The organism is Telluria sp. BA11, from assembly GCF_056680305.1.
In genome coordinates, this window is record NZ_CM155275.1 from 1,729,920 (window position 1) to 1,756,190 (window position 26,271).

The following is a 26,271-nucleotide window of genomic DNA, read 5'->3' on the forward strand; positions in this document are numbered from 1 at the left end:
TGAACAATTTGTAGGCAGGACCGTGCGGTATAATTCCGCTCTTATTGCAGCCTGCATTACTATGACGACAACACTTCCGCCCTCTTGCGAGGCGCTTCCGAACACCCTCATTCCATGATCCTGCCCCTGATGCTGCGCGGCCTGTGGGCCTATCGCGGTTTCGTCCTGGGCAGCGTGCAACGCGAATTCCAGTCGAAATACGCCAATGCGATCCTGGGAGCCGTCTGGTCGCTGCTCAGTCCGCTTGCGATGATCCTGGTGTACACCGTGATCTTCGCCGAGGTCATGCGCACCAAGATGCCGGGCTCGGATTCGACCTTCGCCTATTCCATCTACCTGTGCGCCGGCATCCTGACCTGGGGCCTGTTCGCCGAGATGGTCGGGCGCGGGCAGACCATGTTCCTGGAACAATCCAATCTGCTGAAAAAAGTCAGTTTCCCGCGCATCTGCCTGCCCGTGATCGTCACGCTCAATGCGCTGGTCAACTTCGGCATCATCTTCGGCCTGTTCGTCGTGTTCCTGATCGTCACCGGCAATTTCCCCGGCCTGACGTTTTTCACTCTCCTTCCGGTGCTGGTACTGCAGGTGATGCTGGCGCTCGGCATCGGCATGGTGGTCGGCATCCTGAACGTGTTTTTCCGCGACGTCGGCCAGTTCATGACGATCGCGCTGCAGTTCTGGTTCTGGCTCACGCCGATCGTCTATCCGGCCAGCATCCTGCCCGAGCACGTGCGCCCGATCCTCGACTGGAATCCGATGGCCCCGATCATCGCAACCTGGCAGGGCGTGCTGGTCAAGGGCACCCCGCCGGACTGGGGCAGCCTGGTCTATCCGCTGGTTGTCGCACTGCTGCTGTGCACGCTCGGCCTGCGCATGTTCCGCAAGCGCGCCGGCGAAATCGTGGATGAACTGTAATGGGATCGATCGTCGCCAGTGGCCTGGGCAAGGCCTACAAACAATATAACAACCGCTGGGCGCGCCTGGCCGACTGGACCCTGCCGGGCCAGCGCCACACGCTCAAGTGGGTGCTCGAAGACATCGGCTTCACGATCAAGCCGGGCGAAGCCGTCGGCCTGATCGGCGTGAACGGCGCCGGCAAGAGCACGCTGCTCAAGCTCATCACGGGCACGACGCAGCCGACCACCGGCGCGGTGACCCTGGAAGGGCGCGTTGCGGCGCTGCTCGAACTGGGGCTGGGCTTTCATCCCGACTTCACCGGGCGCCAGAACGCGCTGATGGCTGGCCAGATGATCGGCCTGGACGCCGAGCGCGTCGAAGCGCTGATGCCCGAGATCCTGGCCTTTGCCGACATCGGCGAGTACATCGACCAGCCGGTGCGCGTGTACTCGAGCGGCATGCAGGTGCGCCTCGCGTTTGCCGTGGCCACCTGCGTGCGGCCCGACATCCTGATCGTCGACGAAGCCCTCGCCGTGGGCGACGTGTTCTTCCAGCAAAAGTGCTATGCCCGCATCGAAGGCTTCATCAAGGCCGGCACCACGCTGCTGTTCGTGTCGCACAGCGCCGGCACGGTACTGAATATCTGCAATCGTTGCATTTTCCTGCGCGGCGGCAAGGTCGCCTTCGACGGCTCGCCGGCCGACGCCCTCGATCTGTACCAGGCCGAATTGCTGGGCCGGCTCGACCAGGCGCCGGATGCGATCCAGATTCAGGGTGACGCGGCGCCGCTGGCCCCGATCGAGCGCGAGCACCTGACGGTCGTCGCCGGCAAGACTGGCAGCATCACCACGCCCGGCGCCGATTGCGTCGGCGTGCGCCTGCTCGACCGCCATGGCGCCGAACGCGCTACGCTGATGGCCGACGAAATGGTCACGCTGCAGGTCGACTACCTGCTGCACGAAGACGTCGCCGATCCGCACATCGGCTTCAAGATCCGCAACCGCTACGGCGCCACGCTGTTCGAGACCAACAGCTACTGCATGCGCCACGCGCCCGGCCCGACCGCGCGCGGCGCGATCATCAGCGCCAGCTTCGCCCTGAACCTGTCGCTGTTCCCGGACGAGTACACGCTCACCGTCGGCCTGGGCGCCGGCGGCCATGGCGAAGGCGCATTCGAAAAAGTGCTGAACTACCTGCACGAGGCGCACAGCTTCGTGGTCGCGCCGAATCCGTCAGCGATCGTCTGGGGCGGCCTGGTCAACCTGCATCCGCAGCTCAAGTTCAGCATCCGCTGACCCGATTGGATACCACCATGCCTGAACACGATTCCACTTCATCCCGGCAGGACCACGCCGCCATCGTGCGCGGCCTGTACCGGGGCTTCCTGGGCCGCGAGCCCGATCCGGCCGGCCTGGCTTACTGGAGCGCGCGGCTGGCCGAAGGCGCCGCCGCCGACGAATTGCTGGCCGCCCTGATGGCGTCGGGCGAATACGGCCTCGGTCACGGCGCGCCCGGCGCGGCCGGCATCGATGCCATCAAGGCGCAGGTCGCGGCGGCCGCCGCGCCGCTGCTGGCGCGCCCGCTCACCGTGGTCGACATCGGCGCCCAGGAACTGGAAAACGAAGACCACGTGTATGCGCCGCTGACGCGCCACGGCCTGCCGTATCGCATCATCGGCTTCGAGCCGCAGCAGGACAAGATCGACGCGAGCCGCCGCAACAACCCGGACAGCCACGTCACGCTGTACCCGACCTTCATCGGCGACGGCGGCCAGCACACCTTCCACATCAACAATGACGATGCCACGTCCTCGCTGCTGCCGTTCAACCGGACCCTGACCGCGCAACTGCGCGATCTCGATCATCTGGCGACGGTGCAGACCGAGAGCGTGGCCACCAGCCGCCTGGACGACGTGCTGGCGGATGCCGGCCCGATCGACTTCCTGAAACTCGATATCCAGGGTTTTGAGCTGCCGACGCTGCGCCATGCGACGGCGGTGCTGGCGCGGACCAACGTCGTGCACTGCGAAGTCTCGTTTGCACCGATCTACGAAGGACAGGCCCTGTTCTCGGAGATCGAGACGCTGCTGCGCGCGGCAGGCTTTTACCTGCTCGACTTTTCGTCGCTGTGCCGTTACCCGAGCGCGGGCAGCGCGGCGCGCTCGCGCGACCGCCTCGGCTGGGGCGACGCCGTGTTCGTGCGCGAAGCCACGGCGCAGCAGGACCTGCTGGCGCAGGCACTGGTGCTGCTGCTCGTGTATGACAAACCGTCGGCCGCGCATGCGCTGGCGCGCCAGGCCGATGCGGCCGGCGCCGGTACTGGCGCAGGCAATACGCCACTGGCCCACCTGTTCGGGCAGGCGCAGGCATGAAAGACCGCATGAGCTATTTCATCTCGTATTCCCAGAACAATGAAGACGTGCTGCTGTGGCGCGCGCTCGGCCACATCAAGAACGGCTACTACATCGACGTCGGCGCCAACGACCCGGTCGAGCACTCGGTCACCAAGGCGTTCTACGACGCCGGCTGGAACGGCATCAGCATCGAGCCGCTGCCGTCGTTCCACCAGGCCTTCCAAGAGCAGCGCCCGCGCGACGTCAACCTGGCCGTCGCCGCCGGCGCCACGGATGGCGAACTGACGCTGTACGACGTGCCGGCCGTGCGCGGCTGGGCCTCGCCCGAAGCGTCGGTGGCCGAGATGCACCGCGCCGAAGGCCATGACGTGGCCGAGATCACGGTCCCCGTGCGCACGCTGGCCGGCATCTGCGCCGAACACGTGCGGGGCGAGATCCATTTTCTGAAGATCGACGTCGAAGGCTTCGAAGGCGAAGTGCTGCGCGGGATGGACTTTCAGCGCTGGCGCCCATGGGTGCTGGTGATCGAAGCAACACTGCCGAACAGCCGCGAAACCAACCACGCCAGCTGGGAGCACATGGTGCTGGGCCAGCGCTATCACTACGCCTGGTTCGATGGCCTGAACCGCTATTACGTGGCCGAGGAACACGCCGCGCTGATGACGCAACTGGATATCCAGCCCAACGTGTTCGACGGCTTCGTCTCGCACCATCTCGAGAAAGCCTGGGCCAGCGAACATGCACTGAACAAGGCGCTGGGTGAATCCAACGAGCATGCACGTGAACTGACCGCCAGGATCAATCACGTCGAATCGCGCGAACAGGCCTTGCACGGCCACCTCGAGCGCGTCGATGCGCAGGCCAAGGGCCTGCTCGAGCAGCTCGACGGCGCCTACCGCCGGCTCGACGAAGCCAATGCGCGCGTCAATGACCTGGGCGAGCGGGCCGACCACGCCACGCGCCGCGCCAGCGAAGAAGCGCAGCGCGCCAACGACGCCGAACAACGCAATGCGGCACTGACCCACGACCTGGCCCAGGTCCATGCGCAGGCCGAACGCCTGACCAACTGGGCCAAGGGCATGGAAGCGCACATCGTCGCAATCCAGCACAGCACCTCGTGGCGCGTCACGCGACCGCTGCGCCGCGCCGGGACCGCGCTGCACGGGCTGCGCCGCCCGCACCTGCTGCGCCGCGTCGTCACGCGCCTGACCCGCATCGAACTGCTGCGCCGCACGATCATCCCGGTGCTGCTGCGCTTCCCGTGGCTGGCCCGCCGCGTGTCGGTGCAGCTGGCCACGATCAAGCAGACGGCCCCTGCGCCGCTGCCGGCGGACGTGCCGCCCGTGCCCGACGAACTGCGTGGCCTGCCAGAGTCGGTCCGCACCGTGCTGGCCGACCTGCAGCGCGCCCGCAATCTTCCTACAGGCAGTTGAACTCCATGCGTATCGTTATCGACCTTCTCGGCGCCGCCGACCGCGCCAGCGTGCCGGCGCCGGCCCTGGCCCTGTCCACTGCCCTGGCGCGCCTGGCGGCTGCCGACAGCCTCCACCACACGCTGTGGATCGCCGCCCCGCTGCACGACACCGTCACCCTCGAACTGCTGCGCCTCGAACCGGCGCTGGCAGCCCGCGTGCGCGCATTCGACCTGCCGGCCGGCCCGGTGCATGCGCTGCTGCGCCGCCATGCCGTGGCAGGCCTGGCGCCCGACGCGGTGCTGGTCATCGGCGCCGGCGCCGACGCCGCAGATGCTGATGCGCCGTATCCGGTGCTGGCGCACGACGCCGCCGACACCGCGCAGGATGCCGCCGGCCTGCTGGCGCGCCTGTACGCGCTGGGAGAGGCACCGGCCCGGCTGCTGCCAACCGGGCGGCCAAAGCTGGCCTATGTGTCGCCGCTGCCGCCGGTTCATTCGGGCATCGCCGACTACAGCGCCGAACTGGTGCCCGAGCTGGCGAAATACTACGACGTCGAACTCGTGGTCGCGCAAGAGACGATGGTCGACGCGCGCCTGGACGGCATGCTGCTGCGCGATCCGGCCTGGCTGCGCGCCCACGCGCACCAGTTCGAGCGCGTGGTCTACCACTTCGGCAATTCGCACGCCCACCAGCACATGTTCGAGCTGGTGCGCGACGTGCCAGGCGTTGTGGTGCTGCACGACTTCTTCTTCTCGGGCGTGCTCGACAACCTCGAGCGCGAGCAATACCTGCCCAAGGGTTTCCTGCGCGCGCTGTATGCGTCGCATGGCTACTCGGGCCTGCTGTCGCACCGCAAGGAAGGCCGCAACCCGTCGATCTGGAAGTTCCCGCTCAATAAGGGCGTGCTCGATGCCGCCAATGGCGTGATCGTGCATTCGGACTTTTCGCGCCAGCTCGCCGCCGAATGGTATGGCGACGGCGCCGCCGACGACTGGCGCACGATCCCGCTGCTGCGCGGCCGGCCGGACGGCTGCGTCACCGACGAAGCCTGCCACAAGGCGCGACGCGCTGCGCGCAAGCGCCTGAAACTGGCCGACGACGATTTCGTCGTCTGCACCTTCGGCATGCTGGGCAGCACCAAGCTCAATGCCGAACTGCTCGACGCCTTCCTGGCCTCGCCGCTGGCGGCCGATCCGCATTGCCACCTGGTGTTCGTCGGCGCCAACGATCCCGGCCCGTATGGCGAGGTGCTGGCAAAGACGATCAAGGCCAGCGCTGCAGCTGCGCGCATCCGCATCACCAGCTTCGTCGATGCCGGCGCCTACGCCGACTGGCTTGCTGCCTGCGACGGCGCCGTGCAGCTGCGGGGCGTCACGCGTGGCGAGACGTCGGCCTCGGTGCTCGACTGCCTGCTGTACGGCGCGCCGACGATCGTCAACGCGCACGGCTCGACCGCCGCACTGCCGGACGACGTGCTGATCAAGCTGGAAGACCGCTTTGCCACCGCCGATCTGGCCGCAAGCCTGGGCCGCCTGCGCCTGGATCGCGGCCTGCGCGAGCGCCTGTCGCAGCACGCCCTCGAATTCATGGCGGCCCACCACGCGCCAGCGCAGGTCGGGCGCCAGTACGCCGAAGCGATCGAAGCGTTCGCGCACAACGGCCGCGACGCCGTGTATCGCCGCCTGGTGACGCAGGCCGCGCCGCTGTGCAGCGCGGCCGACCTGCCGGCGCTGGCCGCCGCGATTGCGTTCAACCGCGCGCCGACGCCGCAGCGCCAGCTGCTGGTGGACGTCTCGGCGCTGATGCAGTCCGACCTGCGCACCGGCATCCAGCGCGTGGTGCGCAGCATCCTGCGCTCGATGATCGCCAATCCGCCGCCGGGCCTGCGCATCGAACCGGTGTACTCGCATGGCGGCAACCAGCCGTATATCTACGCGCGCAGCTTCGGCATGAAGGTCGTCGACGAGACCGACCTGGTGCTCGAGGATGCGCCGGCCGACATCCGCCCGGGCGACATCTTCTTTGGCCTGGACCTGTTCACCAACGGCACGTCGCAGAACGAAGAGCGCCTGCTCGACATGCGCATGCGCGGCGTCGAGGTGTACTTCGTCATCTACGACGTGCTGCCGATGCTGCGCCCCGAAGTCTTCCCGTTCGGGACCGAGCAGTATTTCGGCGACTTCCTGCGCACCGTGCACAAGGTGGCCGACGGCGTGCTGTGCATCTCGCGCGCCGTGGCCGACGAATTTGCCGGCTGGATCGCCAGCCAGAATCTGACGCGCACCACGCCATTCAAGCTGGCCCACTTCCACCTGGGCGCCGACATCGACGCCAGCGCGCCGAGCTTCGGCCTGCCGCCGGAAGCGGACCACGTGCTGGCCGAACTGGCCGCGCGCCCGAGCTTCCTGATGGTCGGCACGGTCGAACCGCGCAAGGGCCACGCCCAGGCGCTGGCCGCATTCGAGCTGCTGTGGGAAGCCGGCGTGGACGTGAACCTGGTGGTGGTCGGCAAACAGGGCTGGATGGTCGAGAAGGTCTGCGAACGGATGGCGGCCCATCCCGAGAAATCGGTGCGCCTGTTCTGGCTGCCGGGCATCTCGGACGAGATGCTGCTCAAGCTGTACGCCGGCTCCGCCGCCCTGCTGGCGGCCTCCGAAGGCGAAGGCTTCGGCCTGCCGCTGATCGAAGCGGCCCAGCATGGCATCCCGATCCTGGCGCGCAGCCTGCCGGTGTTCCGCGAAGTGGCGGGCGAGTACGCGTCGTACTTCGATGGCCTGGCTCCGAGCGACCTGGCCGACGCCATCACGGCCTGGCTGGCGCTGCACCGCGAGGGCAAGGCGCCGGCGTCGACCGGCATGCCGTGGCTGACCTGGGATGGCAGCGCGCAGCAGGCGCTCGATGCGCTGGTGCGTCAACGCTGGTATACAACCCTGCCGGGAAGCAAACCAGTAGTCAACTCAACAATAAATACCCGATAATGCACTCCTTGACCGATTCCCCCGTGAACGATATGAACGTTACCGCCCCGGCAGCGCCGCTGCCCGCCCTCGCGGCGGCGCAGATCGCAGTCGTGATCCCGAGCTACCGCGTCACGCGTCACATCATCGGCGTCATCGCCGGCATCGGCCCTGAAGTGTCGCGCGTCTACGTCGTCGACGACCGCTGCCCCGACGGCAGCGGCGCGTTCGTCACCGCGAACTGCCACGACCCGCGCGTGACCGTGCTGACCCACACCGAGAACCAGGGCGTGGGCGGCGCCGTCATGACCGGCTACCGCGCCGCGATTCTTGATGGCGCCACCGTCATCGTCAAGCTCGATGGCGACGGCCAGATGGACGCGTCGCTGATCCCGATGTTCGTCGCACCGATCCTGGCCGGCGAAGCCGACTACACCAAGGGCAACCGCTTCTTCGACCTAGAGCGCATCGGCGCGATGCCGCCGATCCGCCTGTTCGGCAACGCGATGCTCTCGTTCATGACCAAGCTCTCGTCGGGCTACTGGCATCTGTTCGACCCGACCAACGGCTACACCGCGATCCATGCCGATGCGGCGCGCTACCTGCCGTTCGAGAAAATCAGCAAGCGCTACTTCTTTGAAAGCGACATGCTGTTTCGCCTGAACACGCTGGGCGCGGTGGCGGTCGACGTGCCGATGGACGCGGTCTACGGCGATGAGGTGAGCAACCTGAAGGTCTCGCAAGTGATCACCGAGTTCGCGGCCAAGAACGTGCGCAATTTCTTCAAGCGCCTGTTCTACAACTACTACCTGCGCAACCTGTCGGTGGCGTCGCTTGAACTGCCGATCGGCGTGGCCCTGAGCATTTTCGGCACCGTCTTCGGCATCACCCACTGGATCGCCTCGGCCCAGAGCGACGTCGCCACGCCGGCCGGCACCGTGATGCTCGCTGCCCTGCCCGTGATCATGGGCGTGCAGTTCATCCTGGGCTTCCTGAACTACGACATCGCGTCGGTCCCGACGCGCCCCCTGCACAAGAAGACGCTGTTCCGGCGCCGCAGCAATGGTTGAATCGGCGCGCCTGCGCCAGTTCTTCATCTACGTCGCCGGGGGCCTGCTGTGCGCGGCCATCGACGTCGGCCTGATGCACCTGCTGATCACCAACGGCGTGCACCCGGCAGGCGCGGCCAGCGTCGGTTTTGTTGCGGGCCTGGTGGTGAACTACGCATTTCATAGCAAGGTCACGTTCTCGCAGGCCGCCACGAAGGCGAGCTTCGCGCGCTATATGTGCGTGGTGGGCCTGAATTACTGCCTGACGCTCGGCTGCGTTGCGCTGGCCGTGGCCATGTTCGACAGCCCGATGGCCGGCAAGATCGTGTCGCTGCCGCTGGTAGCGGTCAATGGCTATCTGCTTGGCCGGTTCTGGATTTTTCGCTAATCGCGGCGCGCGGCGCCGCTTCACTCACCACGATGGATAACACGATGCTGCCTGCGTCCTCCCCCCTTGCCGCGCCTGTAACGACCAGGCGCGACTGGCTGATCCTGGTCGCTGTGCTGGGCGCGGTGTTCGCCTGGCTGCTGTACCGCAATCTTGGCCTGAACCCGGCCATCTTTGCCGACGAGTGGTACTACAGCAAAATGGCGCGACTGGTGCCGCTGAGCGAATCGATCCTGCCGTCGTACCTGTACCTGTGGGTCTTCAGCGCCAGTTCGTCCTGCGGCACGGGCTTTCTGGACTGTGTCCGCATCGGCAATGCGATCCTGTTCGTTGGCGCCGGACCGTTCATCTACCTGATCACGCGCATGGTGGCGCGGCCGACGATGGCCGTGGCCGTCACGGTGTTCTCACTGCTGGGTCCGGTCAACATGTACACCGCGTTCTTCATGCCGGAAGCGACCTATTACGCCGGCTTCATCGTCCTGAGCTGGGTGCTGCTCACGCGGTCAGGCTGGGGCTGGGCGCCGATGAGCGTGGCCGCCGGCCTCGTGCTTGGCATGATGAGCCTGGTGAAAGTGCATGCGATGTTCCTGCTGCCGGCCATCGCCCTGTTCCTGGTCTGCGCCGGCTGGCTGCAGGCGCGCCAGCCGGGAACCCGCCATTGGCTCGTCACCGGCCTGGCCGGCGCCGTGCTGTGCGTGGCAGTCACGCTGGCGGTGCGCTTCGGCCTGGGCTTCCTGCTCGCCGGCGCACCGGCACTGAGCGTGTTCGGCGATTTTTATAACAACACTGCCAGCTCGAGCACCACGCGCTCGGTGTTCCACCTCGTCGCGCCCGGCTTCATCAACGGGCGCGGGCATGTGATGGTGCTGGCCTTGCTGATGCCGCTGCCGATGGCCCTGCTGCTGCTGTCGGTCGTCAGCCGCAGCACGCGCCGCGAATCCAGCGCGCCGTTCAACCGTCTGGCGCTGTACACGCTGCTGGTGCTCGGGTCGACGGTGGGCATGACGGTAGCCTACACCGCCTCGATCGCCGGCGTCGGACCGCTCGAAGTCATCCGCCTGCACCTGCGCTATTACAGCTTCACGTTCCCGCTGCTGCTGGCGCTGGCCGCGGCCATCGTCGGCCTGCCGGCGAGCATGACGGCCCGGCGCGCCCGCACCGTCGTGGCGCTGCTGGTGGGCGCCGCCGTCCTGGCCGCACTGGTCATGATTCCGCGCTACGCCGCCACCGATATCGACGGCCCTGAAATCGCCGCCATCCATTTGGCCAGCTGGACCGGCTGGGTCATCGTCGCCCTCGACCTGATCGTGCTGGCATTGTGGGCGCGCGGTTCGCGCTGGGCCGGCTCGGCATTCCTGTTCGTGGCGCTGCCCGCCATGCTCGTGCTGGGTATGCACGCGACCGGGAACTACCTGCGCCAGCTCGCACCGCCAGGCTGGCCACCGGATAACGCCGGCAAGATGGCGCGCGACACCGTGCCGAAGAACGAGCACAAGCTGATCACCATCGCTGCGGACAGCGTGATGGACATCATGCGCGCGCAATTTCACATCGACGACAAGGACGCCGGCATGCTCGAGCTGGTCAAGGGCGCGCCGATCGAACACTACCAGCTGCCGGCGCGCCACAAGTGGCTGCTGGTTGTCGGTGAGCACGCGCTGCCCGATGGCGTCGAGGTCGTCTCGAAAACGAACGAGTATGCGCTGGTGAAACTGGCGTCGGACTTCCAGCCGATCGGCTCCGTCGAGCTGTCCAAAGCGTATGGCGCAGGCAGCATGCTGACGCAGGTCGACGGCCTGTCGGTTTCCGAACCGTGGGGCCGCTGGTCCGACGCCAAGCAGGTCGTGCTGCACTTCGACCGCCCATTGCCGGCGCAGCTCGACGTCATCCTGAAAGGCCGCGCGTATGCCGACAACACCAATCTGCCGTTCACGATGCGTGTGGGCAGCGGCGACGCTGCGCCGAGCGCCACCTTCCGCCTGCCGGCCAGCTTCCAGGAAGTGCGCCTGCGCTTCGTCACCGACGGAACGCAGCGCACGCTGACGATCGACGTGCCGCGACCGATTGCGCCGAGTTCGCTGGGCGAGTGGCCGGACAACCGCGAACTCGGTATCGGTATCGCCGAAGTCAGCATCGGGTCCAGCGCCGCCAGGTAAGCGCGTCAGCGACACAAGCCACGGCATCGGCGGCAGCGTCGCCGATGCCGTCCGTGGTTCCACTGTCCCTTGCCGGGAGTGCCATGATCTCGTCCACCTTTGCGCGTGCGCGCGGCGCCTGGCGCCCCGCACTGTTCCTGGCGCTCGCTGCCACCCTCGTCCTCGTCTACCTGCGCAACCACGGCCTGTATCCGGCTGTCTTCGCTGACGAGTGGTACTACAGCAAGATGTCGCGCCTGATGCCGCTGGCCGATTCGCTGCTGCCGTCCTATCTGTACCTGTGGCTGTTCAGTGCCACCAATGCCTGCGGCGCCGGCTTCCTCGAGTGCGCCCGGGCCGGCAACCTGCTCCTGTTTGCGGCCGGCCTTCCCTTCGTCTATCTGGTCGCGCGCCGCTTCACGACGCCGCCCTGGGCCGGCCTGATCACGCTGCTGGCCGCCGCCGCGCCGCTCAATGTGTACACGATGTACTTCATGCCGGAAACCACCTACTGGTTCGGTTTCTGCCTGCTCAGCTGGATTGTGCTGACCCGCACCGCGTGGCCCCTCGTTCCGCTGGGACTGGCTGCCGGCGTCGTGCTCGGCGCGATGAGCCTGGTGAAGGTGCATGCGTTGTTCTTGATCCCGGCGCTGGGCCTGTACCTGCTGTATGCGAGCTGGTTGCAGGGCGGCGCCACGCTGCAGTGGCTGGCACGTGGCCTGGGTGCGGCGCTCGCGGCAACTGTCGTGACGGTCGCGCTGAAATTCGGCCTTGGCTGGCTGCTGGCCGGTGACGCCGGGCTCAGCCTGCTTGGGCCGTTCTATCAGGGCAATGTCAGCTCGGGCAGCACGACGGTACGCGCATCACTGCTTGCGCCGGTCCTGACCAGCGCCCTTGGTCACCTGATGGCGCTGGCGGTGCTGCTCGGCGTACCGCTGGGAATCCTGTTCCATGGCGTGGCCACCGATTCGCTCGGCCGCAGCGCGCCTGGCGCCAACCGCCTGCACGCCTACGTCTTGCTGATGCTGGGCGCCGCGCTCGGCATGACGGTCGTCTACACGGCCACGCTGGCAGATCGCGATGCAGTCGAAGGCATGCGCCTGCACCTGCGCTACTACAACTTCGTGTTCCCACTGCTGTGGTTGGTGGTCGCCGCCAGCCTGCGCACGGATCCCGGCGCCGGCCCGCGGGCACGGTGGTTGCGCTGGGTGCTGGCGCTGGTCCTTGGCATGCTGGTGCTGCTGGCCTTCAACAGCCTGCCGGCCTACGCGCCCTCGATTGTCGACGGTCCCGATATCGCATCTATCAATATGCGCTCGACGTCGGGCCACGTCACGGTGGTGCTGCAACTGGCGCTTCTGGCAGCCTGGGCCAGCGGGCGCTTCAATGCGGCCCGGCTGTTCTTGCTGGTACTGCTGCCGATCACGGTCCTGATCGGCCAGGACCGCATCGCCAAGTCGGCATCGGCGCACCGCGCCAGCAGCCTGGGCGACCGCGCCGGCGCGCTGGTGCTCGCAACCGTGCCGGCGGCCGAACGCGACCGCATCATTCTCGCCGGCGCCGATGCAATCGTGCCGCATATCATGCGTGCGCAATTTACCATTGACCGCGCCGACACCACGATGCTCGTGCTCCCCGAAGGTGCGCCGGTGCCGATGCAGCAGGTCACCGCCGGGCAGCAATGGCTGCTGGTGCTGGGGCAACACGCGGCGCCGCTGGGCATCGTGATGGAGCAGACCGATGAAATGACACTGGTGCGCCTGCCGCAACAGCAGGCGCCGTTCGTGCACGCCAGCCTGGCCGCACCGCTCGACGGCGGGCCATTCACAAAGGTCGAGGGATTATCGGTGAGCGAGCCGTGGGGCCGCTGGTCGGATGCGAAACAGGTGGTGTTCCACTTTGCGCAGCCGCTGCCGCGCGGGCTGGTCGTGGTGCTCAAGGCGCGTGCCTTCGGCATCAATGCCACGCTGCCGTTTACGTTGCGGGTCGGTGGTCAAGCCACGCAGTTCAGCGCCGGGCCGGGCTTCGAGCAGATCAATCTGTACCTGACGACCGATGGCGCCCAGCGCAGGCTGAGCATCGAGGTGCCGCAGCCGACATCGCCGGAAGACATCGGGACGCCCGGCGATCCGCGCAAGCTCGGCATCGGTATCAGCGAGCTGAGCTTGCGTGAGTCTCGCGTGCCGGCGCCGCTGCCTTGAGCCGTTGCTCTTCGGCGAACTTTGCGCCGATGTACAGGTCGCCTTCATAGGTCAGATGGCTGATGTCGCGATACATCAGCTTGTCATCGATCATCGCCTTGCAGCGCGTCGCATCGCACAGGTACTTGACCGGGTCGAACACGGTAATCGACGGGAACTCCTTCAGAACGGAGGCCACGATATCCCGGTGCGCGCCATAGGCTTTCTGGAAATCGCTGGCATCCATCGCGCACTCGCGGTTCGTGGTCGAGCTGGCGACGCCGGCGCGCTTGATGCACGCGCGCGGCTCGAAGTTCAGCAGCGGCACGTCGTAGAAATAGACGACGTGCTTGCCGGCATCCAGGAAGGTCTTCAACGTGTTGCGCAATTTATCGACGTACTGCTTGCCGTCTTCCCATTCGATATGGTGCTTGAGGGCCGTGGAAATGACGACGGTCTTGATGCTCGGCGTTGAGAGCGCAAGGTCGAGCATCTGCGGCGTGGCTTCCTGGTAGTGGTCGTTGGGTTCGGGCTTGACGCCAAAGTACGGAATCCGTGTGCCCAAAAACAGCAGATTTTCGCCCTGCCCGGCATAGTATTTCGTCAGGCCGGCCACGACGTGATAGGCATGACTGTCGCCGACCAGCGCCACCGTCGGCGGGCGATCGACCTGCGCCAGCAGGCAGTATTTGTAGACCGTATCGAATCCAAACCGCTTCTTGCAGGCGGCAACGTTCGCGCTGTCTTCGACCAGGACCAGCGCGCCCTGCAGATTCGCATTCTCGACGATGTGCGGTCGCGCCGGCATGCCTTTCTTGTTGTATACCCAGTTGCCAAACGCGCCCAGCAGGACGATCAGCAGCGCCAGCACGATCGCAACCGTGTTGCTGCGCTGGCCGCGACGGCGGATCGGTTGTTCGACCAGCTTGAAGGTCAGCCACGCCAGCAGCAAGGCCGCCAGCACTGCCCCAATGCGAATCTTCAGTGCCGGTACGCCCGACTCGACGATCTGCGCGAATGACAGTAGCGGCCAGTGCCACAGATACAGCGGATAACTGATCAAGCCGATCCACACGATGGCCCGGTTCGACAGGATGACGCGGTTGAACCAGGCCCGCGGGCCCGCAGCGATCAGGCATGCCGCACCGAGGGTCGGCAGCAGCGCCCACCAGCCAGGAAAGCCCTTGCCGCCCCGCACCAGCGCGCACGCCAGGACAATCAGGGCCAGACCGGCAAACGACAGCAGATTGCGGCCGGTCGCGCTGTCCGAATCGAACAGGGGTCGGCTGTCCACACCCGTCCCGCTCGCGGCGGGCCGGCGCACGCTGCCGAACGACACCGACACCTTGTGCAGGGACAGATAGGCGAGCAAGGCGCCGATCAGCAATTCCCACGCACGGCTGGCGATCGAATAGAACGTCGCGCTCGGGTAATTTTCAATAAAAGCGACGTTGACCAGCATCGAGGTCGCCAGCAGCGAGACGGTCAGCCAGAACAGGTTGAGCCGGAACCGGAATGCCAGGGCCAGCAGGATCGGCCAGGCAATGTAGAACTGCTCTTCGATGCCCAATGACCAGAGATGCAGCAGCGGCTTGGTTTCGGCAGCGGTATCGAAGTAGCCGACCTCAAACCACAGGAACACATTCGACAGGAAGGTCGAGCCACCGACGATATGCTTGCCGAGCATCCTGAATTCGTCGGGGAACAGCGCGATCCAGCCAAAGGCCAGCGTTGCGGCCATCACCAGGATCAGGGCCGGGAAGATGCGCCTGGCGCGGCGGGCATAGAAATGGCCATAGCTGAACGTCTTTGTTTCAAACTCGGCAATCAGGATCTTCGAAATCAGATAACCGGAAATCACAAAAAAGATATCGACGCCAATGAAGCCCCCAGGAATCAGCGTGGGGAAGGCATGGAACAGAACGACGATGGCCACTGCAATGCCGCGTATGCCATCAATGTCTGCGCGATATGGCAAATGTTGAGCAGCGGCGATTGCCTGACGATCAGTGTGCACGAGAACTCCATAGGGAAAGCAAGCCAAGAGAATAGCTTTAAGGCAAGATTATCGCATGCAATCCTTATTACCAAAAGGCATTGCATGGCAATGCACCCAAGGTGTGCGTTTTTGTGCGCTCACGAACGGAATCCCCCACGATCGGACAGTTATATTCATTGCCATATCCCGAGATGCGTCTTCACCGCATCCCGGCCTCCCACGCTCAAGGAAACGCATGGTACTCGGACCACCCAAGGACGACACGCTCAAGAAAGACCTCGATGTGCAAGGAGGCGGCCAGAGCCGCGGCGTACCGGCCGCCGGCCAGGTCGAGGGCAATGCCGTCAACCCGATGGGCCCGACCGAGGACAATCCCGGTGTGAATCACTGGCAAGCCAGCTATATCGAGCACGGCGGCCTGGACGAGCGCGGCAATATCTTCTTCGCGGCCGTGGAAATGACCCGCATGCCGATGCTGATCACCGACCCGCGCCAGCCCGACAACCCGATCGTGTTTTCCAATGGCGCGTTCGAAGACCTGACCGGCTACAAGCAGGAAGACATCCTGGGGCGCAACTGCCGCTTCCTGCAGGGCCCCGACACCGACCGCAACACCGTGGCCGAGCTGCGCCAGGCCGTCGATGAAGCGCGCGCCGTGGCGGTCGACCTGCTGAACTACAAAGCCGACGGCACGCCGTTCTGGAATGCGCTGTTCTTCGGTCCGATCTTCGACCAGGAAGGGCAGCTGCTGTTTTTCTTCGCTTCGCAGATGGACATCACCGAGCGTCGCACGACGCAGGAATCGTTCCTGCAGGCGCAAAAGATGGAAGCGATCGGCCAATTGTCGGCCGGCATGGCGCACGATTTCAACAATCTGCTGCAGGTCATCAACGGCAATCTGGACGTGGCGCTGCTGGGGACCGAGCGCCAGCACAAGGCGCTCGAGCCGATCCGCCGCGCCCAGCGCGCGACGATGCAGGCGGCCAAGCTCACCCAGCAACTGCTGACCTTTGCACGCAAGCAGCGGCTCGAGCCGAAGCGCCTGAGCCTGAACAGCCTCGTGGTCGAGTTTTCCGACATGCTGGTACGCACGCTGGGCGACAAGATCGATCTGCAGCTCGACCTCAAGCCGGGCTTGCCGGCCTGCACGATCGACCCGACCTACCTCGAAATGGCGCTGCTCAACGTGGTGCTCAATGCGCGCGATGCGATGCCGGGTGGTGGCGGCGTGAAGGTTGGCACCACGGTGCTGTCCGAAGAGCGGCGCCGCCAGCTGGGCCTGCGCGCCGGCGACTATGTCTGCATCTGCGTGATCGACGAAGGTCAGGGCATGACGCCCGACGTACGGCGCCGCGCGACCGAGCCGTTCTTCACGACCAAGGGGCCGGGTACGGGCCTGGGCCTGGCGATGGTGCACGGTTTCGTGCAGCAGTCGCACGGGCGCCTGGACATCGACAGCGAACCGGGGCGCGGCACGCAGGTGCGCATGATCTTCCGTGTGGCCGATCAGGCCGAGGGAGCTGCGGACGCCGGCGCAACGGCGCAGGGACCGGGCGCCGATGGCAAGCGGCGCTGCCGCATCCTCGTGGTCGAAGACAATGTCGATGTGCGCGAACTGGCCGAAGCGATGCTGCAGATGGCGGAGTACGACGTGGTGGCCGCGCCCAGCGGCGAGCGCGCGCTCGAAATCCTCGATACCGACCAGGAGTTCGACCTGCTGTTCACCGATGTGATCATGCCTGGGGGAATGAACGGACTGGAGCTGATCGAGCGCGTGCACGCCCGGCTGCCCGAGATGCCGGTGCTGGTCACGACCGGCTATATGGAACAGTTGCCGGGCGCCGACCTGCGCAGCGACGGCCTGAACGTGCTGGCCAAGCCGTACCAGCATCAGGACTTGCTCGACCGGATCAAGGCGGCGTTGAGACGTACACCTTGAAGTTGGTTTGAACGCGTGGACGGGGAACCCGTCCACCCTACCCTTTGCTTACTTCGGCCCGCCGCCGAGCAGGAACGCCAGCTTCTGCTTGCCCGGCTTGGCCGGTGCGTTGACCGGATCGGGATCCTTGCGCGGGCTGCTGGTTGGCTCGTAGGGCTTCAGGAACCACGGGTCGACGCGCTCGCGGCGCGAACCCGGGCCTGGTCCGGTGCGCGGCGTGCGCGGCGCGCCACGGCCGGCTTCGGCGTCGCGGCGCGGGCCGCGTTCGGTATCGCGTGGTGCTGCCGCGTCACGGCTGCCATCGCGCACGAATTCGCGGCTGGCGTCGCGCGGCGGACGAGCAGAATCGCGGCCAGTGTCACGACCGGATTCACGACCGCCAGCCGCATCACGCCCACGGCTAGCCGGCGCGACGAACCCGTCGAGCGTGCCGCGCGTGATCGTCTGCTTGATCAGCTTTTCGATGTCGAGCAGCAGGCGCTCGTCTTTTTCCGAATACACCGACAGCGCATCGCCCGAGGCGCCGGCGCGGCCCGTGCGGCCGATCCGGTGCACGTAGTCTTCGGCGTTGTACGGCAGGTCGTAGTTGATCACGGCCGGCAGGTCGGTGATGTCCAGGCCGCGGGCGGCGACGTCGGTCGCCACCAGCACTTCGACACCGCCATCCTTGAACGCGTCCAGGGCCGCCATGCGCTCCTGCTGCGTCTTGTCGCCGTGGATCGCCGACGCCTTGATGCCGCGCTTTTCGAGGTGCGTCGACAGGCGCGAGGCGCCGATCTTGGTGTTCGAGAAGATGATCACCTGCTTGAGGTTGCGCGAGCGGATCAGGTGCTCGACGACATCGCTCTTCTGGCCTTCTTCGACCTTGTAGACGATCTGCGTGACCTTGTCGGCGGTGGCATTGCTGCGCGCGACTTCGATGGTCAGCGGATTGTTCAGGAAGGTGTTGGCCAGCTTCTTGATCTCGGGTGAGAACGTGGCCGAGAACATCAGGTTCTGCCGCTGCTTCGGCAGCAGGTTGATGATGCGCTGCAGGTCGGGCAAAAAGCCCATGTCGAGCATGCGGTCGGCTTCGTCCATCACCAGCATCTGCACCTGGCCGAGGCTGACGTTCTTTTGCTCGATGTGGTCCAGCAGGCGGCCCGGCGTGGCGATGACGATCTCGACGCCGCCGCGCAGGATCTCGGTCTGCGGCTTCATGTCCATGCCGCCGAAGACGACGGTGGCGCGCAGCGGCGTGTGCTTGGCGTAGGCCTTGACGTTTTCGGCCACCTGCACCGCCAGTTCACGGGTCGGCACGAGGATCAGCGCGCGCACCGGGTGGCGCGCCGGCGACATGCTCGGGTTGGCATGCTGCATCAGCAGCTGGATGATCGGCAGCGAGAAGCCGGCCGTCTTGCCGGTGCCGGTCTGGGCGGCGCCCATGACGTCACGGCCCTGCAGCACGACAGGAATGGCCTCGGCCTGGATCGGCGTCGGGTGCACATAGCCCTGGTCCGTCAGCGCGCGCAGGATTTCCGGCGCCAGGCCGAAATCGGCAAAGCGCACGACCGGGACGGCGTCGGCAGCGACCAGCACGTCCACGTCTGGCGTGACAGCGACTTCGGTATTGTTCGGGGTATCAGACATAGTTTTTTCGGGAAATCATTCGTTCAGCTCTACGATCGGGCATGTTGACCCATCGCGATCGGCAGTACGCAGCGAGGGGTGACAACGGAAACCGGACGCCGGCGCAAGGCGGCGGGACCGGAAGATTGGCCTGCAAGCGGGCCGGAGAAAGCGGACGTAGAGACACTTTTAGCGGGTGACAAGATACCCGAAATCGGCAACCCTGTATATGCCCGCCACTTTTTTAAGCAGTTTATCAGAAGAAACAGCAGGGAGCGTGCAGCGCGCGGCGTTGCCATCCTCACCGGATCCAGCCGCGTTGCTGGGCGGCGCGTTCGGCGGCCGGGTCAAGTGCATTGCCGGCGATGCGGGCCTCGATGGCGGCGCGCACGGCAGGTGGCGGAATGCTGCCGTCGAGCCAGGCGGCGCCGGCCGTGCCCTGGGACAGGACCGGAATCGTCCAGCGCCCACGGCGCAGGCAAGCCAGGCCGGCCGTGGTATCGACCACGAAGCTGCGGCAATAGCCGCCATCCTTGGCCACGAACGTGATGCCGATGCGCACGCCGCTGTCGGATGGGCCTGGCGTGGCCAGTTGCTCGGCCAGGGCCGTCACCAGTGCGCCGCGCGCGATCAGTACGCCGTTGTCGTGGTCGAGCACGGCCACGCCGGTGCCCTGCCCCAGGTGATGCCAGCCGACCGCGCCCAGTATCGCGCTGCCCAGCAGGGCAGCAGCCAGCGTTACCCAGTGCAGGCCGACGACGCGGTTGGGCGCGGGCGCTTGCGGCATTGGCATCGGGCGCCCGGGGCGCAGGCTGTTCAGGTGCACCACCTTGGCCCCGTGCGGCACCGCGCGCTGCGTGCCGGGGCCGCCATCGTGGCCGTTGGCCGAGACCCCGATGCTGCGCCCGTGCCTGCTACGCAGTTCGGCCCGGAGCTGGGCCACGCGCGCGGCCAGGACCGGATCGGCCCGAGCGGCCCGTTCGACCGCCGCACGCGCCGGCTCGGCAAGGTCGCCGTTGATGTACGCAATGAGCAAGTCGTCCGAGAATGTCATGCTGGCTGAACCCCGATGAGCGGCTAGGAAGTGATCAACCCATGTTCGTCGAGGACATCGTGCAGCAGTTCGAGCCGGATCACGGGGTTATCAAGCATCAGCATATTGTGCTTTTGCTGGTTGGGCAATGGCAATAGCTCACACCAGCGATTGGCGACCCAGCCACAGTCGTCCAGCCGGAACGGCGGCTGCACCGGCCAGCGGTGCTGCGGGACTTCGTGCAGCGAATTGAGTACGCGGTCGAGCGCATCGGCGGCGCCCTGCAGCTCGGAGGGAATGCGCACGATCTGGTCATCTTCGGCCAGTTCGGCTTCGGCCACCCACAGGCCGTTGACACGCTGCTCGGCGGTGACGACATTGAAACGCGCCCCGCCACGGCACAGCACCTGCAGCAGGCCCGGGGCTTCGGCGGTGGTTTCGGTGACCGAGGCGATGGTGCCGGCTGCCACAAAGCGTTCTTGCTGGGCGTCGGCTTTGCGTACCTCGTGGCCGCTGGTGAGCAGGACGACACCGAACGGCGTGCCGTCGACGATGCAACGGCTGATCATGTCGAGATAGCGCACCTCGAACACCTGCAGCGGCAGCACCCCGTCCGGAAACAGCACCGTACTGAGCGGGAACAGTGGCATGGAAATCGTCGACATGGGTTCATGATGACAGAATCGTCGCCAACGCGGGACACGATTGCCCGGGCCCACGGCTGCTGCGAATTACCCTGCCTCAGAGCCCCCGCCGCAGCCCATCAGTCTTGCGGCGAGCGCAGCGGCAGGTAGCGCACCCACTGGCGCAGGCTGCCCAGGCGCCATACCAGGCGCGCCCAACCGGGGCCGGGTGCCGCCACCACGCGCACGCGCACCACCTTGCCCAGTACCGGTGGGCACACGTACTCGAACATGCCTTCGTCACTGAATGGCAGGCGCACGTCGCGCCCGGGCGCAATCTTGAGCGGACCGAACACGATCGGCACCCGGTCGCTGTTGCGTAGAAGCAGCACATCCTGCACGCCCCGCGTCAGGCGGATTTCGCCGGGCACGGCCATGCCGCTGACCGTCACGCCGGGTGGAAATGCCAATAGCAACTGGTGACTGCCGCCCTTGATCGGCGCCAGCATGCTCCACAACACGGTCAAGCCGAGCGCCGCGGCGAGCACCGTCAATGGCAGATGGCGATGCAAGAATTGCCTCATATCGCACCCACGTACTTACAAGAAAGAAGATTCGGGCTAGAATGTTTCATAAAATAAATTAACAAGGAACGAGCCCGATCGACAGCTCATTAACAAATTAGCAAAGTTGCGTGCGCCCCGTGAATGCGAGGGTGCGTATCCTGTGGAGACCTTACCGCTCCCACCTACTGCGCCACCACGGCTGCACTACACAAGGACATGCAGCAAACCCCCACCCGCCCCCCTGCCTCACCGCCGCCGCCCACCGCCGGCCACGCGCCACTGTTGATGGCGCTGCTGGTGTTCGTGATCACGCTGCTGGTGACCTGGGCGGCCTGGTCGAGCGCGCAACGCAATGCCGAGGCGCAGCTGCGCGAAGCCTTCGATTATCGCACCCGCGCGATGACCTACAACATCAGCCGGCGCATGCTCGTCTACGAGCAGGTACTGCAAAGCGCACGCGGCTTCCTGCGCGGCTCGGTCGACCTGCCGCGCGCCGTGTTCGGCGAGTATTACCAGAGCCTGGACCTGGTCCAGAATTTCCCCGGCATCGGCGCGCTCGGCATCGCCACCCGGCTGGCGCCCGGCGACGTGGCGGCGCACGAGGCGCAGGTGCGTGCCGACGGCTTTCCCGATTACCGCGTACAGCCGGTGCCAGCCGATCCGGCCGCCGGGACGGTGCTCGCGGTGATCTCGCACATCGAGCCGTTCAATCCGCGCAACCTGCGCGCGTTCGGTTTCGACATGGCCAGCGAACCGGCGCGCCGCGCGGCGTTGCTGGCAGCGCGCGACAGCGGCCAGGCGACCCTGAGCGGCAAGGTGGTACTGGTGCAGGAAGACGATGGCAGCGCCGAGTCGGGCGTGCTGATGTACCTGCCCGTGTATCGCACGGGGCGCCTGATCGACGACGTCGCGCAGCGCCGCGCCGCGCTGACCGGCTGGATCTACGCGCCGTTTCGCATGAATGACCTGATGCGCCGCGTGGGCGGCGTCAGCGCGCCCGAACTCGATGTCACCATCCACGACGGCGACACCCTCTCACCGGCCACGCTGCTGTACCAGTCGGCCAATGTGGCCACGCATACGGCGCCGCGCCTTTCCACGACCACGCGGATGATGATCGCCGGCCGTGTCTGGACCGTGCGGATGGGCTCCGGCGCCGCGCTGGACGCCACGCTCGACACCGCACGGCCGCGCATGATCGCGATCGCCGGCATCGTGCTCGGCGCACTGGCCAGCCTGATCGTCTGGCTGCTGGCCAGCTCGCGCCGGCGTGCGCTGGAACTCGCGCACGCGATGACGCTCGAACTGCGCGAATCGCACGACCGCATCGCCGCCGACGGCCGCCGTACCCGGGTGATCCTGGAAACCGCCTACGACGGCTTCGTCGCACTCGACCGCCAGGGGCGCGTGACCGACTGGAACGCGCAGGCGTCGCAGATCTTCGGCATGGAAGCCGAAGACGCCATCGGCCGCCCGGCCGAAGAATTGCTGCCCGCCGAAGGCCATGCGGCCTTCCGCAGCGCGTTCGACGCGTTTGCCAAGAGTGGCGTGGGACCGTTGCCGGGCCAGCCGGCCGAGACCGAGGTGCTGCACACCAGCGGCCGGCGCGTGCCGGTCGAACTGGCGGTGGCGCTGTTACCGCCATCGGACGGCGCCGGCGCCACGGTGTTCGTGCGCGACATCACGTCGCGCCGCGCCGCCGAGGAACGCGAACTACAGCGCCAGGCGCGCCTGGTCGAAGCGCGCATGGCGCTGCACCGCGCGCAAAAGCTCGAAGCGGTCGGCAAGCTGACGGGCGGTGTGGCGCACGACTTCAACAACATCCTGCACATCATCAGCGCCAACGTGCAGTTGATGCTGCGCGCCGATGGTCCGCCCACGCGCAAGCGCCTGCACAATGTGCTCGATGCAGTCGATCGCGGCTCGAAGCTGGCTGGCCAGCTACTCGCGTTCGCGCGGCGCCAGCCCCTGCACCCGAGCGTGGTCAACGTGGCCGAGCTGCTCGACCGCAGCGACAGCCTGCTGCAGCGCGCCGCCAGCGACGCCGTCACGCTCGAGCGCAGCAGCGCGCCCGACCTGTGGCCGACACTGGTCGATCCGAACCAGCTCGAGCACGTGCTGCTCAACCTGATCATCAATGCACGCGATGCGATGGACGGCGGTGGCCACATCGCACTGCGACTGGCGAACGTGACGATCAGCACTGCAGCCGGCCAGCTCGATACCGAACTGGCGCCGGGCGACTACGTGATGATCACGGTGGCCGACACGGGCCACGGCATGCCGCCCGAGGTCATGGAACACGCGTTCGAGCCGTTCTTCACGACCAAGCCGGAAGGCAAAGGGACGGGGCTGGGACTGTCGATGGCGCACGGCTTCGTGCGCCAAAGTGGCGGGCAGATCCGGCTGGCCAGCAAGCCGGGTGCCGGCACCACGGTGACCATCTACCTGCCGCGCCATACGGCGCATGTGCTGCCGACGCTGGCGGCGCCGGACATGGGCGCGCTGCTGTGATGCCGGCGGGCGGCTGTCAGCCGACGCGGGTGCGGTAGCTGCCCGAGATCCGGTTGCGCCCATGTGCCTTGGCGTCGTACATGGCCAGGTCGGCGCAGTGCAGCAGCGCTTCGGCATCGTCGCCGCAATCGGGATACAAGGCGTAACCGAGGCTGCCGGAGATATTCAGTTCGCGCGGGCCGTCGATGAACGGTTGCTCCAGGCAGGCCAGGATGGCGGCGGCCACGCGCTCGGTGTCCCCGGCCTGCGCGCAGCGCGGCAGCAGCACGGCGAATTCGTCGCCGCCCACCCGCGCCAGCGTGTCCGATTCACGCAGCACCCCGCGCACGCGCTCGGCCACCATGCGCAGCAGACGATCGCCCACCGCGTGGCCGTGCGTGTCGTTGACCGGCTTGAACTTGTCGAGATCAAAATAGATCAGGCCCGCCTTGTGGCCGTCGCGCGCCGCGCCCCGGATCGCCTGATGCATGCGGTCGTCGAGCAGCACGCGGTTGGGCAGCTTGGTCAGCGGGTCTTCATGCGCCATGCGCCGCATGCGCTCTTCTTCCTGCTTGCGCGCGTCGATATTCGAGAACGTGCCGACCATGCGCAGCGGCTCATTGCGCTCGCCCCGCTCGGTGACGGTGCCACGCGCCTCGATCCAGCGCCAGCTGCCATCGCGCATGCGGATCCGGTGCACCATCGCGTAATCGGGCGTGACGCCCTCGATATGGTCGCGCAAGGCCGCGCGCACGGCCCCGAATTCGTCCGGATGCACCAGCTCGGCCAGGCCATTGCTGCCGAACCACGAGACGGTCGCGTGTTCGCTGTCGAGGATGCGCTGCGCACTGGGCGAGAGCAGCGCGGTGCCTTGCGTGATGTCGCAATCCCAGACGCCGTCGCCGGCAGCGTTCAGCGCCAGTTTCCAGCGCGCCTCGGCTGCCGCCAGCGCCCTGAGCGCACGCCGGCGCCGGTCGGCAGCACCGATCGCTGCCCACCCCAGCACGCCCAGCACGAGCGAGACGACCACGCCCACATTGCGCATCATCGCGCTTTGCTGGGCGAAGCGCGCTTCGGCATCGTGGACGGCCTGGCCGACCGTGACCACCAGGCCATAGTCCGGCAGCTTGTGCCAGGCATAGAAACGGTCGATGCCATCGAGGGAGCTGGTCTTGCGAAACATGCCGCTCGCATCGGCCGCTGCCGTTTGCGGCGGGTTGGCGAGCCTGGTTCCCATGTGGCGATTGCCATCCGTGCGCGAGCTGCGCGCGATGATCGTATTATCCAGGCGCATGAGGCTCACGGTCGCATCCGGCCCGAGCTCGATGCTGTCATAAAAGCGCAGAAAGTAGGCCGGCGACATCGAGGCAGCAATCACGCCCGTCAGGCGGCCGCCGGCATCACGGATCGGGCGCGTAAACTGGACTGTCCACTGCCCGCCAGCGCGCTGCTTTTCCGGGCGGCCGACATACAGCCGGTCACCATCCTGCGTGCGGTGGATGGCGAACTGGCGCACCTCACCCAGCATCATGCCCGGTGGCGCTGCGCCATCATCCGAATACAGCAGCCGCCCCGCAGCATCGGTGACGGTGAACCGGATCGGCATGCGCAGATGGCGCGCGTGTTCGGCCACATCTCGTGCGAAATCGGCCGGATCGCGCTGCCACGTACCGCGCAGCTGGACCAGCGACAAATCGATCAGCCCGACGGTGGCCTTGACCTCTTCCGAAAATGCGCGCGACAGGTTCTGGACATTGTTCTTGCCGCCGGCTTCGGCCAGCTCGGCAAAGCGCGCCTGCTCGACCGCGACCAGGCCCCAGACGACCAGCAACATCAGCGCAAGGTACAGCAGCAGGTGGCGCAGTACGCGACGCTTGACGTAGCCGCCGAACACGGCCACGGAAGAATGGGACGACATGGGATAAGGCATGGAAGACGGCCGGATCGAGCCAGGCAGCAGGCGGACAGCACATGGAATGGATAGCCGGGCGTCAAAACAATTCCTGGTACTGCCAAATAAACGCGCCCGTCGTTGGACTGGACATTATACTGATTTATGCGTTAAAAGTTGCAAAGAGGAATTTAAAGTTGTGTAACAATATACGGCTCAACCACGTTTCATGTGGGTAAGTTGCAAACGATGCATGTTGGGTAGTCATTTCGACAAGTTTGTTCCGAGGGTGCTAGAGTAACGCCATGAAAGTTTTCTATAACGTCCTCGGCGTGCTGGCTGTACTGCTGGGCATCCTCGGTATCTTCCTGCCGCTGCTGCCGACGACGCCCTTCCTGCTGCTCGCCTCGGCCTGTTTCGCGCGCGGCTCGGTGCGCCTGCACCGCTGGCTCATCGGGCACCGGGTATTCGGCAAATACATCGCCAATTTCGAGGCGGGCCACGGCATCCCGCTCAAGGGCAAGATCGTGGCGACCGTGATGCTGTGGGGCTCGATGGCATGGTCGTCACGCCACTTCGACAGCATCGCGATCCTGATCATGATGGGCGTGATCGGCGCCTGCGTGAGCACGTACATGTGGTGGTACCTGCCAACCCTCAAGCTGCCTTCCACTTCCGCCAAACCCGCCGAACCCATCGTTTCCCGCACCGAGCTGCCGTAAATTCCTGTTTTTCAGCGCGT

Annotated in this window: 18 protein-coding genes; 12 read left to right on the forward strand and 6 right to left on the reverse strand. The window is 66.1% G+C overall.

Going from position 1 to position 26,271, the window contains the following annotated elements; genetic code table 11:
* Positions 1 to 114: 114 nt before the first annotated feature.
* The 9 genes from AC1MGT_RS07495 to AC1MGT_RS07535 all read left to right on the forward strand — a co-directional run bounded on the left by AC1MGT_RS07495 (position 115) and on the right by AC1MGT_RS07535 (position 13,398).
* Complete coding sequence (locus AC1MGT_RS07495) at positions 115 to 915, forward strand: ABC transporter permease (RefSeq protein WP_499503672.1); 801 nt, start codon at positions 115 to 117, stop codon at positions 913 to 915.
* Positions 915 to 2,192, forward strand: a complete 1,278-nt coding sequence (locus AC1MGT_RS07500) for an ABC transporter ATP-binding protein (protein ID WP_499503673.1) — start codon at positions 915 to 917, stop codon at positions 2,190 to 2,192. Before AC1MGT_RS07495 ends, AC1MGT_RS07500 begins: the two co-directional genes overlap by 1 nt.
* Before the next feature lie 17 nt (positions 2,193 to 2,209).
* On the forward strand, positions 2,210 to 3,268 hold the full coding sequence (locus AC1MGT_RS07505) for an FkbM family methyltransferase (protein WP_499503674.1): 1,059 nt from the start codon (positions 2,210 to 2,212) through the stop codon (positions 3,266 to 3,268).
* An 8-nt stretch (positions 3,269 to 3,276) separates the two neighbouring features.
* The gene (locus AC1MGT_RS07510) at positions 3,277 to 4,683 is read left to right on the forward strand and encodes an FkbM family methyltransferase (protein ID WP_499503675.1); all 1,407 of its coding nucleotides are present in this window, start codon (positions 3,277 to 3,279) and stop codon (positions 4,681 to 4,683) included.
* A 5-nt stretch (positions 4,684 to 4,688) separates the two neighbouring features.
* Positions 4,689 to 7,643: a glycosyltransferase gene (locus AC1MGT_RS07515; RefSeq protein ID WP_499503676.1), complete on the forward strand. Its 2,955-nt coding sequence runs from the start codon at positions 4,689 to 4,691 to the stop codon at positions 7,641 to 7,643.
* 32 nt (positions 7,644 to 7,675) lie between these two features.
* Positions 7,676 to 8,692 carry a glycosyltransferase family 2 protein gene (locus AC1MGT_RS07520; protein WP_499504259.1) on the forward strand — a complete coding sequence of 339 codons (1,017 nt, stop codon included), beginning with the start codon at positions 7,676 to 7,678 and terminating at the stop codon, positions 8,690 to 8,692.
* Positions 8,685 to 9,059, forward strand: a complete 375-nt coding sequence (locus AC1MGT_RS07525; protein ID WP_499503677.1) for a GtrA family protein — start codon at positions 8,685 to 8,687, stop codon at positions 9,057 to 9,059. The genes AC1MGT_RS07520 and AC1MGT_RS07525 overlap by 8 nt, the downstream gene beginning before the upstream one ends.
* 44 nt (positions 9,060 to 9,103) lie before the next feature.
* Positions 9,104 to 11,218 (forward strand): ArnT family glycosyltransferase, encoded by a 2,115-nt coding sequence (locus AC1MGT_RS07530; RefSeq protein WP_499503678.1) that lies wholly within the window; start codon positions 9,104 to 9,106, stop codon positions 11,216 to 11,218.
* A gap of 83 nt (positions 11,219 to 11,301) precedes the next feature.
* Entirely contained in the window at positions 11,302 to 13,398 is a 2,097-nt protein-coding gene (locus tag AC1MGT_RS07535) for a DUF7024 domain-containing protein (RefSeq protein ID WP_499503679.1), read from the forward strand.
* On the opposite strand, the gene AC1MGT_RS07540 is transcribed toward AC1MGT_RS07535, so the two are convergent.
* Positions 13,349 to 15,394, reverse strand: a complete 2,046-nt coding sequence (locus AC1MGT_RS07540) for an acyltransferase family protein (protein ID WP_499503680.1) — start codon at positions 15,392 to 15,394, stop codon at positions 13,349 to 13,351. The genes AC1MGT_RS07535 and AC1MGT_RS07540 overlap by 50 nt on opposite strands.
* A gap of 217 nt (positions 15,395 to 15,611) precedes the next feature.
* Here AC1MGT_RS07540 and AC1MGT_RS07545 point away from each other — a divergent pair, with 217 nt between their 5' ends.
* Positions 15,612 to 17,315 carry a response regulator gene (locus AC1MGT_RS07545; RefSeq protein ID WP_499503681.1) on the forward strand — a complete coding sequence of 568 codons (1,704 nt, stop codon included), beginning with the start codon at positions 15,612 to 15,614 and terminating at the stop codon, positions 17,313 to 17,315.
* A 48-nt stretch (positions 17,316 to 17,363) separates the two neighbouring features.
* Here AC1MGT_RS07545 and AC1MGT_RS07550 read toward each other — a convergent pair whose 3' ends face one another.
* The 4 genes from AC1MGT_RS07550 to AC1MGT_RS07565 form a co-directional block, all read right to left on the reverse strand.
* Positions 17,364 to 18,944, reverse strand: coding sequence for a DEAD/DEAH box helicase (locus AC1MGT_RS07550; protein WP_499503682.1), 1,581 nt, complete (start codon positions 18,942 to 18,944; stop codon positions 17,364 to 17,366).
* Positions 18,945 to 19,224: 280 nt separating this feature from the next.
* Positions 19,225 to 19,977 carry a hypothetical protein gene (locus AC1MGT_RS07555; RefSeq protein ID WP_499503683.1) on the reverse strand — a complete coding sequence of 251 codons (753 nt, stop codon included), beginning with the start codon at positions 19,975 to 19,977 and terminating at the stop codon, positions 19,225 to 19,227.
* Between the two features lie 23 nt (positions 19,978 to 20,000).
* On the reverse strand, positions 20,001 to 20,621 hold the full coding sequence (locus tag AC1MGT_RS07560) for an LON peptidase substrate-binding domain-containing protein (protein ID WP_499503684.1): 621 nt from the start codon (positions 20,619 to 20,621) through the stop codon (positions 20,001 to 20,003).
* 98 nt (positions 20,622 to 20,719) lie between these two features.
* Positions 20,720 to 21,151 carry a hypothetical protein gene (locus AC1MGT_RS07565; RefSeq protein WP_499503685.1) on the reverse strand — a complete coding sequence of 144 codons (432 nt, stop codon included), beginning with the start codon at positions 21,149 to 21,151 and terminating at the stop codon, positions 20,720 to 20,722.
* A 210-nt stretch (positions 21,152 to 21,361) separates the two neighbouring features.
* Between AC1MGT_RS07565 and AC1MGT_RS07570 the strand changes: the two genes are divergently transcribed.
* Entirely contained in the window at positions 21,362 to 23,659 is a 2,298-nt protein-coding gene (locus tag AC1MGT_RS07570) for a CHASE domain-containing protein (protein WP_499503686.1), read from the forward strand.
* A gap of 16 nt (positions 23,660 to 23,675) precedes the next feature.
* Here the strand turns inward: AC1MGT_RS07570 and AC1MGT_RS07575 are convergent, their stop codons facing one another.
* Positions 23,676 to 25,556 (reverse strand): bifunctional diguanylate cyclase/phosphodiesterase, encoded by a 1,881-nt coding sequence (locus tag AC1MGT_RS07575; protein WP_499503687.1) that lies wholly within the window; start codon positions 25,554 to 25,556, stop codon positions 23,676 to 23,678.
* Between the two features lie 278 nt (positions 25,557 to 25,834).
* On the opposite strand from AC1MGT_RS07575, the gene AC1MGT_RS07580 reads away from it, so the two are divergent.
* Positions 25,835 to 26,251, forward strand: coding sequence for a YbaN family protein (locus AC1MGT_RS07580; protein ID WP_499503688.1), 417 nt, complete (start codon positions 25,835 to 25,837; stop codon positions 26,249 to 26,251).
* The last annotated feature ends 20 nt before the right edge of the window (positions 26,252 to 26,271 follow it).